This window comes from Paenibacillus sp. FSL L8-0333 (genome assembly GCF_037965665.1).
In the GTDB taxonomy this organism is placed as follows: domain Bacteria; phylum Bacillota; class Bacilli; order Paenibacillales; family Paenibacillaceae; genus Paenibacillus_AQ; species Paenibacillus_AQ odorifer.
The window spans coordinates 5,117,582-5,130,736 of record NZ_CP150186.1 but is presented as its reverse complement, the minus strand read 5'-3'; the positions used below and the strand labels follow the sequence as shown (position 1 = coordinate 5,130,736).

Annotated in this window: 6 protein-coding genes; 5 read left to right on the top strand and 1 reads right to left on the bottom strand. The window is 43.1% G+C overall.

The window, feature by feature from the left end; translation table 11 throughout:
- Window positions 1-18 precede the first annotated feature (18 nt).
- The 3 genes from NYE72_RS22925 to NYE72_RS22915 all read left to right on the top strand — a co-directional run bounded on the left by NYE72_RS22925 (window position 19) and on the right by NYE72_RS22915 (window position 3,790).
- Window positions 19-1,224, top strand: a complete 1,206-nt coding sequence (locus NYE72_RS22925) for an AGE family epimerase/isomerase (protein WP_339210509.1) — start codon at window positions 19-21, stop codon at window positions 1,222-1,224.
- Window positions 1,211-2,383: a glycosidase gene (locus NYE72_RS22920; protein WP_339210507.1), complete on the top strand. Its 1,173-nt coding sequence runs from the start codon at window positions 1,211-1,213 to the stop codon at window positions 2,381-2,383. Before NYE72_RS22925 ends, NYE72_RS22920 begins: the two co-directional genes overlap by 14 nt.
- A gap of 123 nt (window positions 2,384-2,506) precedes the next feature.
- Window positions 2,507-3,790 (top strand): hypothetical protein, encoded by a 1,284-nt coding sequence (locus NYE72_RS22915; RefSeq protein WP_339210505.1) that lies wholly within the window; start codon window positions 2,507-2,509, stop codon window positions 3,788-3,790.
- 866 nt (window positions 3,791-4,656) lie between these two features.
- On the opposite strand, the gene NYE72_RS22910 is transcribed toward NYE72_RS22915, so the two are convergent.
- Window positions 4,657-5,904 (bottom strand): prolyl oligopeptidase family serine peptidase, encoded by a 1,248-nt coding sequence (locus NYE72_RS22910; RefSeq protein ID WP_339210504.1) that lies wholly within the window; start codon window positions 5,902-5,904, stop codon window positions 4,657-4,659.
- Window positions 5,905-6,485: 581 nt separating this feature from the next.
- Between NYE72_RS22910 and NYE72_RS22905 the strand changes: the two genes are divergently transcribed.
- Window positions 6,486-7,799 (top strand): extracellular solute-binding protein, encoded by a 1,314-nt coding sequence (locus NYE72_RS22905; RefSeq protein WP_339210501.1) that lies wholly within the window; start codon window positions 6,486-6,488, stop codon window positions 7,797-7,799.
- 599 nt (window positions 7,800-8,398) lie between these two features.
- Window positions 8,399-13,006 carry a glycosyl hydrolase gene (locus NYE72_RS22900; protein WP_339210500.1) on the top strand — a complete coding sequence of 1,536 codons (4,608 nt, stop codon included), beginning with the start codon at window positions 8,399-8,401 and terminating at the stop codon, window positions 13,004-13,006.
- Window positions 13,007-13,155: the final 149 nt, after the last annotated feature.

Below are 13,155 nucleotides of genomic sequence, written 5' to 3'. Positions count from 1 at the left end.
TGAAGAAAGGAGCGGACAATGATGGGAAGTCGGCAGTTAACCGGACAAGTCCGGCTGGAATTAGGGCGTGTTCTGTCTTATTGGGGCAGTAAAACGGTGGACGAAGTGCATGGGGGCTTCTACGGAGCGCTCGACAACCATTCTCGGGTTATTGAAGGTGCACCTAAGGGACTTGTGCTGAACGCGAGGCTGCTATGGACCTTCTCTAGAGCCTACAGGCATGACGGGGATGAAAAGTGGCTGCGTCTGGCCGAACGAGCGCTGAATGTGCTGGAAGAGCAGTTTTTGGACGAGCAATATGGCGGTTATTATTGGATGCTGGACAGTACAGGGCAGCCGCTGCACACTAAAAAGCAGATCTACGGCCAGGCCTTTGTCCTGTACGCTTTGTCTGAGTATATGCTTGCAACCGGGAAACGGGAGCTGCTGCCGCGCCTTCAGTATATTATCGATCTTGTGGAACGTAGCTATGACCCGATTTATAACGGATATTATGAGGCGTACACCCGGGAGTGGCAGTTGGAACAGGATCTGCGCCTCGGCAGCCACGATCTCAACGAGAAGAAATCAATGAATACCCATCTGCATATTCTTGAGGCTTATACAAATGCATACCGTGTCTGGCCGGCGGATATTCTCCGGCTGCGGCTGCGCAATCTGATCCTGCTGACCGTGGAGCGGATTGTCGATCCGGTGACCGGGCATTTTCGGCTGTTTTTTGATGAGGATTGGACACTGAAGTCGGAACGTATTTCTTGTGGTCATGATATTGAAGGAAGCTGGCTGCTGTATGAGGCGGCTCAGGTGCTGGGCGACCCGGAAATTGTAGAGAGAATCAGGCCTGTTGTACTGGCAATGGCAGATGTTGTGCTGGCAGAAGGCATTGATCAGGACGGAGGTTTGTGGAACGAGGCTGGTCCGGAAGGCATCATCGACAGGGACAAGGACTGGTGGCCGCAGGCTGAGGCCGCTGTAGGCTTTATTAATGCATGGCAGCTTACCGGCGAATCCAAGTATTATGCTGCTGCGGAAGCAAGCTGGAATTTCATCGAGAACTTTATGCTCGACCAGGAGCATGGTGAATGGTTCTGGAAAGTAAGTGAGTCTGGTACGCCTTATCACGAGCCGAAGGTCAATGAGTGGAAATGCCCGTATCACAACGGAAGAGCATGCTTTGAAATATTGGAACGACTGGAAGGGGAAGAGTATAGTGAACACATCTAATTTTCAGGAACGGTATGAACAGGTAAAAGCACGCTATGAGGAGGTTATCGGACGGAAGAACGAACCGTTGTTCTCTGAGAACGGCATTTACGAACGCTATGAACATCCCGTATTGACGAACCGCCATATCCCGCTGTCTTGGAGATACGACCTTAATCAGGAGACCAACCCGTATTTCATGGAACGACTGGGAGTAAATTGTGTGTTTAATCCGGGTGCTATCCAGTTGAACGGGAAGTTCTATCTTGTTGCCCGAGTGGAAGGGGTGGACCGGAAATCATTTTTTGCCATTGCCGAAAGCGATAACGGTGTCGACGGATTCGCATTCTGGGATTATCCGGTGGTGCTGCCGGAGACTGAGAATCCGGATGTCAATGTCTATGATATGCGTTTGGTTAAGCATGAAGACGGATTTATATATGGGCTCTTCTGCACGGAACGCAAAGACCCCGCTGCTCCGGCAGGCGATCTATCGAGTGCGGTTGCACAGTGCGGTATTGTGCGCACAACAGATTTGAAAACTTGGGAGCGGCTGCCTGATCTGCAGACCAAGTCGGCACAGCAGCGCAATGTAGTCCTGCACCCGGAATTCGTAGACGGCAAATATGCCTTCTATACCCGTCCGCAGGACGGATTCATTGACACCGGGTCCGGTGGGGGGATCGGCTGGGGATTATCAGAGTCGATGAATCCGGCAGTTGTGGGTGACGAGATTATTATTGACGAGCGGGCTTATCACACCATTAAGGAAGTGAAGAATGGCCAGGGCCCAGCACCGATCAAAACTCCGGATGGCTGGCTGCATGTCGCCCATGGCGTGCGCAACACGGCTGCCGGACTACGTTATGTCCTCTATGCATTTATGACGGATCTGGACAAGCCATGGGTTCAAACCTACCGCCCCGGCGGGCATCTGCTTGCTCCTGATGGGGAGGAACGTATTGGGGATGTGTCCAATGTTGTCTTCAGTAACGGCATGATCGCTACAGAGAGCGGAGAACTGTTCCTCTATTACGCTTCTTCGGATACCCGTTGCCATGTTGCGGTTACCACTGTCGACAGACTGATGGATTACGTCAAAAATACTCCAGAAGACGCGATGCGTTCTTATGCTTCTGTGCAGCAGCGTTCAGAGCTGATTAGACGCAATCTGGGTTAGTGGTCATTGGTATGATGGCCGGAACTTCTGAATAAGGGGTTCCGGCTTATTTTTTATATATCAACATTTAATCAAACAAATTTACAACAAATTTAACTATCTAGGGATAAGGAATGAGATGCGATGGGAGAACAGGGTTTTATCAGAAGGAAGGGAAGCAGGCTTTTTGTTGGAGAAGAGCCATACCGCTTTGCTGGCCCGAATATTTATTGGCTGGGTCTAGACGAGAATGTAGGCGGAATTGACTGGCCCACTCCGTTCCGGGTCATCAATGCTCTGGATACGGCAGTTATGATGGGGGCCAATGCCCTTAGATCGCACACGCTCGGCGTATCTGTAGGTCACCCGAAGTCACTAATGCCGCGGCTGAAGGAATTAAACGAAGAGGCCTTTGTGAAGGTTGATTTTGCGCTTAACGAAATTGCTAAGCGTGGCTTGCGGGTAATTATCCCGTTTGTCTGCAACTGGAGATATTATCACGGTGGTAAGTCCACCTTTACCGGCTGGCGCGGCCTGGAGGACGAAAACGATTTTTACACGGATGCTGTGGTGATCGCGGATTTCAAATGGTACATCGAACAGGTTCTGAACCGGACTAACACGATCAGCGGTGTGAAATACAAGGATGATCCGTCCATTATGGCCTGGGAGCTGGGGAATGAGTTGAATCATGCACCTGCCGCCTGGGTGGAGGATATCTGCGGCTACATCAAAGGTATTGACCAGAACCACTTGGTAAGTCACGGCAAGCAGTTTGAGGTTGACGCAGACAAGCTGGATATTGCACAGTTGGATATTATGGATGTGCATTACTATCCAGCAGATGCCAAGGAGCTGTCAGCAGATGTCAAAGTGGTGAGCGAAGCGGACAAAGTATATATTGCGGGTGAGTACGGCTGGTCCTCGGGTGAGCTTCACGATTTTGTGAAGGAGGCGGAGCGGAATGAAGACGTATCGGGGACATGTTTCTGGTCGCTATTTAGTCATGATGATCACGGCGGATATGTCCAGCATTATGACGGCTTTTCCGTACATTACCCGGGAAGTGGCCTAAATCAGGACCATCTGAACCGTATTCAAGCGCTGCGCGGCCATGCGTACCGGATTAGAGGAGAGGCGATTCCAGAGGAGAAGATTACAGACGCACCGCTCCTGCTGAGTGCGGCCGAAGGCAGGATTTCTTTCAGGGGTGTAGCCGGCGGGGCATTTTATACCCTGGAAAAATCAATAGAAGGCCCGGAAGGTCCATGGACAACGCTGATTGAGAGAAGACCGTCCTATTATGACGGAGGCTGGAAGGATCCGCTGAGGGTCAAGACGCTTAAAGCCTATTACCGCATGAAGGCAATAAGTACAAACGGCGGGGAAGGGCCATATTCGGATCCTGTGGAGTCTGAAGCTTTTTAAAACTACGTCTGCCCAATTAACGAACAAATGCGTTTTTCAAGCTGGCTTAAATAAAGATGGGGATCTCGACGAAAGCGAAGGCGGTGTGTGCCTTCTAGCAGCCGGGCTACCCATCTTTTGCGTTCATGGAGGTAATCTCATATTTACACAGCTGAGCCGGTTTAGCAGATCCGTTGCTTCAAGGCATTATCTACCCAAACTACAAACTCGCCGCCACGTAAATATAGCGGTCCCAGCTCCGTCTCCCCGTCATTCTGCGGTGGCGGGTCTTAGTTTGACAAGAACGCTCGTGAGCATTATTAGTTCTTGAGAGATAAGGCGTACCGTAACACGCAAACAATCCTACAAAATCCATTACTGTAGCACTCGAAACTCTCGACCAATCCGTCTGGAGGGTTGTGCTCCTGTTTTTTTATAGTGTTTTAAGAAGATGAAAACTTTTAATTTTCATATATTGGACGAATGTGACTATTCGGTAAGCTACTTGGTTAAGGGTGTATATGAAAGAGGAATAGAGATTTGACATTAAGCCTCTGTGGGCAATGAGTACTCGCAAAAGCTGCGAGGCATAAGACCTACTTGATTATAACCAGCTTCTCGTGCCCGTCTCTTCGAATAGAATAAGCATCGATAATTCCACGCATATATAGCGAAAAGGGAAAAATGTTCACTTATGAAAATTTAGAGTAAAAAAAGGAACTAGTCCAGTTAAAGACGGTTCCTTTTGGTTGTTTTAATAACAGGCATACGAAGAATATTAATAATTGGAGTATTGGGCATTCTCGTGAATATAAAATCTAAAGGCCTAAGTAAAGTTGTTAGTGAAATATACTTAATTCTGAATGGATTAATTAAGGTGTATTGCATTATTGAAGCCGTTGCTTGGAAAGCCATTCCATGAGAGATATTTTATTCCCATTTATTATGTTATTGCACTGATTATTATAGACGTAGATCCATGATGAATGCCCTCCAAAATCATAGGCACTCCCATCTGTATGTTTGTATTGACCGGTTGTGTCAATTACACTGCTAAAATTAGAGAGATGAACATTATCATGACCTGCTCTCACCAGGCGATTATAAGTGGCCACACTGTAATGAGCAGGAGGAAAAATTGGATCTGTTTCACCACACGTAAACCAAATTGGGATGTTTTTCAAATTATGCAAATCAGAATCTTTTATGTAACTATCTTTTAGTCCTTCGCAGGTTGGGAATGCTGCTGCGAAGTAATTACTGAAGTCTCGAGCCAATAGCATTGTCATATATCCTCCGAGAGAATAACCTCCTATATATATTCTTTTTATATCAATATCAGTATTCATAGAGATGAAGTTTTTTATTAGTGCCATTAGAGAGTCTTCATATATACTAGTTCCATTAAGTGGACTCTCATTATCGATTATTCCCCAACCATCTGGGCACTGTGGTACTAAAACATAGACACCATTAAAAATGGATTGAATTTCAGGGGAGGCGAAATTACATGATTTGTTTGCTGATACTTGAAGTAAACCGTCTCTTCCTCCTTCACCCTTGCCGTGCAGCCAGATAATTAGTGGCTTTTGTTGGTTATCTTTAGTGGGAGTGTAACTCGCATATTTCAGAGTTATATTATCTGATGAATGTGTATAGCTAGAAATTGAAAATTTCTCTGTATTTTCTATTCTGTTACCCATGCTTTGAGTAATTGTGAGCCCGGAAATCATTCCGGATTTTGTAGCGAAACTTTTGTGTTGTGAAATAGTGAATTCAATATTTACCCAGTGGTTTAGTTTGGAGATGGGATCATAGATGAAGGGGAAGTTAGCAGTTATAGATGGATCAATTTCTAAATGAAGCGTAATGTAATTATCACAATATTGCGGTTTCCCGGTTTCATCTGAAACATGAGCATGTGTAACTGTGCATGTTTCATTTGTTAGAGCGGCGCCGGTTAGTGTATCATTTCTAACCGAGGAGATGATAAAAGTATCTTGATCAATATTCTCTGCTGTAACTGACTGGCCTAAGCAAATTATTAATTTGCTGACCGTGGCTCCCCAATCAGTGACGCTCATGATTGATCGGTAAGTTAATGTGTGTTGAAGCGTACTTGTGTCTTTAATCATTCAAAATAACCTCCATTAACAAGTGATAGTAAAGTTAACAATATAAATGATAGCAAAATTATAAAAATAATTATATAGTTTAATAAACTTATTTGTTTAATGACGTTAGAGTTATGAAGTACACATTTAAGAAATGAATTTTTAAGCTGAAAAGTTGTCTGATGTAAAATTTGGACAAAACGCTAGAATTATGAGCCGTCCTGAAATCAATGGACGGCTTTATATTTGTATAATGGGATTTAAACCATATTATTGAATTTAATTATTTATCGTTAGCCTAGAACGTATCATAACTGGGAAACGTGTTCGAGCAAATTTTCTTTGCCACAGAATTGGTTAGCTTAGAAGTGGTACGCGAATTGCAATATTCTTTTTAGATATATAAATTTATAAAGTTAATCTAACAAATGATGAATCGCATCATCATCTTGGAAAGGGATATGTATCTTTTGAAAGTAATTCGGTGGATAAAATTCGTTGTATTATATGTTTAATGAAACAGAATAAAATAGTTGAATTAATCATATTCATATGTTAATATTTATTTGTAAGCGATATCAATATCATAAAGGGGGATAAAAATGAAAAAAACAATTACAACAGTGGCTTTGCTAGCCATGATGACTGCCAGTTTAACAGGATGTGGGGGCAATAATAACAACAATGGTAACACTACTACGCCTTCTGAGACTAATGGTGAGGCTGTAAGTACTACTACCCCATCTGATGCACCGGAAGATATTAGTGGAACGATTACTTACTTAAGCAACCGCACTGACCTCATTGGTAACACATATGACGAATATGCTAAACGATTTAATGAAAAGTACCCAAATGCTCATGTAGAGTTTGAAGCGATAACGGATTATGACAAAACCGCAAAGGTTCGCCTGTCTTCTGGAGAATACCCTGATGTTATGAACATTCCTACAATCTCAAATACGGAGTTAGCGAATTTTTACGCACCATTAGATGATCTTGGCCTTAATGACCGAATTCGTTTTAAAGAACATAAATCTTTCGAAGGTAAAGTTTATGGGATTCCTTCTTCTGTAGACGCAGTGGGTATTGTATATAGTAAAAAGACCTTTAAGGCAGCGGGTATTACAGAAGTGCCAAAAACATTAGATGAATTTTATGCTGCTGCTGAGAAATTGAAGGACAAGGGGATAGTTGCGCTGGCTTCTAACTTTAAAGATCAATGGCCTCTCTATCCATTTGCTCAAGAGACACCTGTTGCTATCTCTGGAAACGCGAACTTTTATAATGATCGTGTGAATACTGATACACCGTATACGATGGATGGACCATTCGGCCAATCTATGTCGATCATCCGTACCATGTATGAGAAGGGATACCTGGAACCGGATGTGAACTCGTCCAACTGGGAACAGTCGAAAAAGGATATCGCCGATGGCAAAGTTGGAATGTACTATTTAGGTGAATGGATTATTGACCAGCTTATTACGGGCACGGGTATGCCTTCGGATGATGTAGGATTCTTTCCATTCCCTTACGACAACGATCTTTCAACCAATAATGTTTTGCTTCAGCCTGGTTCCAATTCTTACGGTGTGAACAAAAATAGCGCTCATATCGCTACAGCCAAAGCATTTGTAAAATGGATGATTGAAGAATCTGGGGATGACAAGAACGTATTTCCTATTTTGAAGGATAAAGAGCCTGAATTGGCTCAAATTAAAGAGTTCGAGTCCTATAACCCTACTTACATTGAAGGAATGTCAGATAGTGTAGATGCGGTTTCCATCACCAACAAGGCACAAATTACGAAAGAAGCCATTGTTCAAGAATTTATTCTGAACGAAAATCCTCAAGACGTGTTTGATAAATACAACTCGTTGTGGGCGAAAGCGAAAAAAGCGGTACTGCAATAATTATTAACTGCTGAAGTGGGGCAAAACGTCGGATTGCCAAGAGCCGGATGTTTTGCCCCGTTTTCAAATCAGGTCAGAGTCTTCTATTTCCACCTTACACTACCTTCCTCGTTATAGCTGTTTCTCTTATCGGGAATAACCTATTTTGAAAATCGGTGTCTTACGTCATGGCACAAATTCAGTTTAAGGGCAAAAGCCTGTTTTAGTTTTCCATCATTATTCTGCCATTACAATATAAGTGGTTATCTTATCATCGGAGCAGATACTTTACAAAGAACATTATATCTGCAGTTCATTAAAAATCCTGAAGACCTTGAAGAAAGATTGATGAAGTAAGCTTGGTTCGGATCTACTGGCCTAATCTATTTCCGCTCCTGAGTCCAGCTACGGTGACGTTAGTAATTTTAAAAATGATTTAGCATTTATAACAAGGCGCAATGGAGTTATATTTCGTCCACTATCCTTACCATTATAATTCCTACCGTAGTTCTTTATCTTTTGCTGCAAAGCTATATATTTACTGGGCTACCATAGGGCGGCGAAGGGATAGGTTTAAATTGTAGGGAATATGCAAAACAATCACGAAAAGGGGAGCGAAAATGAAAAATAAGGCTATAAAGAAAGGCATATCTTTAACCCTTACCTGCATTCTCTTATTTACCACTTTGTTTGGTATAGCTGGGTTTAACCTTAAGGTACCAAAGGCGCAAGCGGCTGCTGCAAATTTGATTGATAATCCGGGGTTTGAGGATGGGCTGGAAGGATGGAACGCTGGATCAAGTGGGAAATTCAGTATTAGTAATGAAGAAGCACATGGCGGAAGTTATTCATTAAAGCTGACAAGTGCAAGTCAAGACTGGGACAGTTTTTCATCCGTAGCAGTCGATGTTGTCCCTAATTCAGAGTATACTCTTCAATTCTATGGCAAAGGACAAGGAAATGTTATTTTTAAAGCTCTGGATTCCGGATTTTCTGAGTCATTAAAAGAAGGGACTACCGTTAATGTCAGCGAACAGTGGACATTGTATTCTCTGTCTTTTAACAGCAAATCATATTCGAATGTAATCATCTATTTATCGGATTCAGTTGGTAACGCTTACTTTGATGATTTTTCTCTGACTAAGAATCCTACAATTCCGGCTAATGGTGATTTTGAAACCGGTGATTTATCCGGCTGGAGTGTACTCGGTACTAATAATAAGTTTAGTGTTACTGATGCCGTCTACCATTCTGGAGATTATAGTTTGAAAATTACAAGTAATAATCAGGGCTGGGCAGACAGTCTCTATCAGAGCGTTCCTATCAGTACTAATACTAATTATACATTGACTTTCAACGGTAAAGGACCCGGCAATACGTATTATAAAATAATGACATCAGATTGGTCATCAATACTGGCTGAAGGAAGCACTTCGAATACTGATGCGGCTTGGACGCCCTACACGATATCATTCTCGAGTGGAAGCAACTCAGGTGTTGTAATCTATCTATCTGATACTAATGCTGACGCGTATTTTGATGATTTTCTGCTAGCCAAGTCTACTGTAAAGCCGGCTGAACCGGTAGAACCTATAAATAATAGAACCGCTATTGAAACTTCAGGATTCGATGTATCTCCAGTAAATCTGGTAGACAGTCATGCTACTGGTGAAACAGCCTCATTATTTGCCTATCTTAAAAATATTTCGGGCAATTACGTGATGTTCGGACATCAGAATGATACAACGGAGCGTGTCTCCGATCAAGCAGGCGTAATCTCGGATACTTACAATAATGTAAATGCGTACCCTGCGGTGTTTGGTATGGATATGGGAGATGTTATGAGATCTGGTATAACTGACACTGTATCCGTAATAAAAGCTGCTTATGAGCATAATGGCACTATTACTTTAAGCGATCACATGCCGAATTTCACATCTGGAGGGTCATACAGCGATTTAACACCTACTATTGCCCATATTTTACCTGGCGGAAAGGACAATGCCAAGTTTCTTGCTCGTCTGGATGCGACAGCAGAACTGGCGAAGAAGTCTGTCGATGATAACGGAAACCTAATTCCGATCATTTATCGGCCATTTCATGAAAATTCAGGCATATGGTTCTGGTGGGGAGCATCTAACAGCACGAAGAGCGAATTTATCCGTCTTTGGAGATATACTGTTGAGTATTTAAGAGATGTTAAAGGTGTAAATAACTTTCTGTACGCCTATTCACCTAATGGACATTTCACAGACGATATGGATTATTTGAGCCGTTACCCAGGTGATGATTACGTCGATATTCTTGGATTTGATATGTATAATGACAATCCGCAATACGACAGCGGTTGGATGGAGGCAACTCTGAAGGATGCGCGAATCGTCGCAGGACTGGCAGCAGCCAGAGATAAGGTATCAGCCCTAACAGAAACTGGGCCGCGGTGGGATGGAAGCAACGGACTTGCCTTAACGGGAAATACAATGCCGGACTGGTACAATTTGCTTCATCAGACGTTGACAGATGATCCCGTGGCCCAAAACATCGCTTATATGATGACTTGGAGAAATCAAGCTAAAAATGGTGGAGCCCCAAGCCATTTCTGGGTACCCTTCAAAGGTGATTCCCAGTACGGAAATCATGAGATGCTCTATAATTTTGTTGAGTATTATAATACTGATAGTGTTCTGTTCGCTGACCGGGTGCAAGGACAATACAATTTAAAAGTCGATGTTGAGAACAAGGCTCCGTCTGCTTATATCATGGCGCCTGGAATGAGAGAAAAGGTTAAAGGACTGTATACACTCAAGGTAAAAGTCCTGAATTATGATTCTATTGTCGAGGATGTATCATTGACGGTGGATAACTCTGCTCCTTTGCACGCTATTCTTGATAATGATGGTTATTATTCCGTGAATTGGGATACCACCAAGATAACAGACGGTCTTGTGACTGTAAAAGCTATAATTAGGCTTAATACGGGAGAACTGGTAGATAGCTCAGTCGTCACCGTACAAAATGCAACAGATGTAGAGGGCCGTAAACCTTCAATTATTGACGACTTTGAAACTTACAATGGAGACACTGCTCTGCTCCGCGAAGAGTGGCTAAGGAACAGCAATGGAGATATCAATAATATCAAGCTAGTTCCTGATTTCTTTGGTACCGATCAAGGCTATGCCATGAATTTCAAGTATAACTTGGAATCTTCCGGATATACGGGCATATCCAAAACGGTCAATGCTGATTGGAGTGAGAGCAGAGCAGTAGGTTTGGATTTTCAGGGGGATGGACTTGGTCAAGACATCCTTCTTCAAATCAGCTCTGGAGGATATTCGTTTGAGGCACATCTGAATAATCTGCAAGGATTTAATTCAGACTCTTTAGAGCCACAATCTCTTGAAATTCCTTTTGATTCCTTTCTTCCCAAATCGGGAGGGACATTTAATCCTGCTTCTGTTGCTTCTTTTGCCCTTTATGTGAATGCGGTTAACGGAGCAAAAGTAACGGACAGCAATCTTTATATAGACAATCTGCATTTACTCAGCGCCTTGCCTGAATGGCCGGCTGATAGTGCCCTCGCAACAAGTGGACTCACCCGCAATGAAGTTACACTACACTGGCCTAAGGCTGAGGATTACAAAGGAATAGACGCTTACGGGGTATATATGGGAGACCGGCTTGTGGCAGAACTGGGGGCAGACACAACATTCTTTACGGTAAAAGACCTTCAAGAAAACACAGCTTATTCCTTTGAAGTTAAAGCGCGGAATCTGGATGGGAAATGGAGTGCTGTCAGCCTGCTTGCTTCCATAAAGACACTTGCTGGTGAACAGGGTCCAGCGAAGAATATTCCGCCGTATTGGGTGGCAGGAAGTGTAATTAATGTTACGAATCTCACTCAGAATAGCTTATCTTTGAGCTGGCCGACTGCGATAGATGACAATTCGGGAGTTACTTATGTAGTATATCAGGATAATCAATTCATCGCTAAGATCATAGATGATTCTACTACTTATAACGTCACCGGACTATCCGCTGGAACGGAATACTTGTACAAGATACGAGCTGTGGATGCCCATGGACTTGCAAGCAGCACCGATCTTGAGGTAGTGGCGAAGACAATTTCAGCGAATGATGGTTCGTTGCCTGTACAATCAACGCCTAGTTCAAACACTGCTAATGAGATCTTGCTGACAACAGTTTCTCTAGACAATGGAGTGACAGTTGCCAAAGCTTCCGACAATCAGACTTCGGTAGCGGTTGATATTTCACAATTGGAGAACATCCCTTTGAATGTAGAAATCGGAAGCGTTCAATTGCTTCTTTCAGCTTCGCTTCTACAGCAGCTGAAGTCGGAGAGTTCTTTCTTAAACAACGCAATATTAAATGTAAAGGCTGAACCACTTGCAGCGGGTTCTGCACCGGCAGGGCTGATGCAGGTCGGCCGTGAATATGAAATTCAAATAAGCGTTATCGAGAAGGATGGCAAACAGCATATCCTTACCGGACCTTTCAAGGGTCTTGAGCTTACTTTAGATTATGAACCGAAAGGGACAGATGCAGAGTTAATAGGAATTTATTATAAAAATGAAGCTACAAATTCCTGGGAATATGTAGGCGGTGAGCTCCTTGCTGCAGGTCAAATTACCAGTCCATTAGCTCACCTAAGTAAATATGCTGTCCTTCAGTACAACAAAGTTTTCAATGATGTTTCAACTAACCATTGGGCTGCACGCGCCATTCAGGTTCTGGCGGCGAAATCGATCATCCAAGGGGTGAGTAAAACTTCTTTTGCACCTAATAACGATGTCACAAGAGCTGAATTTATAAGTATGCTCGCCCATTCCCTTAAACTCTCTACGACACCGTATGTAAATGAATTTATAGATGTGAAGGCATCGGATTGGTATGCGGAGGCGATGGTTTCCGCTTATAAGGCAGGTTGGGTTCTAGGCGACGGGAAAGGAAGCGTCCATCCTGATACTCCAATCAGTCGTGCGGAAATGGCAGTTATAGCAGGCCGTGCTATGAACTTAAGCTTGGTTAGTACCGGCAAAATAAATTTCTTTAAAGATGAAGGTACTTTACCCGTGTGGGCGGTATCATCTGTGCATGCTCTTATGGAGAGTGGCTTGATTAAAGGTTATGCAGATGGAAGCTTTGCCCCTTCCAATCATTTATCAAGAGCAGAAGCGGCGGTATTTATTCAAAGAATATTAAATCAATAGTCACAATCATTTTTATCAAGAGAGCAGATTATATAATATCAATTTATATAGTCTGCTTTTTTTAATACTTAATGAAGGAGGAAGATGAAGAAAATCAAGCAAATTGTAAGCGGTATCACTGGCTTATTTAAGTTATTAATTATTATTAG

Bases quoted from the DNA above. Each gene is read 5' to 3' on its own strand.
- NYE72_RS22925 (WP_339210509.1), top strand. From the start codon at position 19: ATGATGGGAAGTCGGCAGTTAACCGGACAAGTCCGGCTGGAATTAGGG.
- NYE72_RS22915 (WP_339210505.1), top strand. From the start codon at position 2,507: ATGGGAGAACAGGGTTTTATCAGAAGGAAGGGAAGCAGGCTTTTTGTT.
- NYE72_RS22910 (WP_339210504.1), bottom strand. From the start codon at position 5,904: ATGATTAAAGACACAAGTACGCTTCAACACACATTAACTTACCGATCA.
- NYE72_RS22905 (WP_339210501.1), top strand. From the start codon at position 6,486: ATGAAAAAAACAATTACAACAGTGGCTTTGCTAGCCATGATGACTGCC.
- NYE72_RS22900 (WP_339210500.1), top strand. From the start codon at position 8,399: ATGAAAAATAAGGCTATAAAGAAAGGCATATCTTTAACCCTTACCTGC.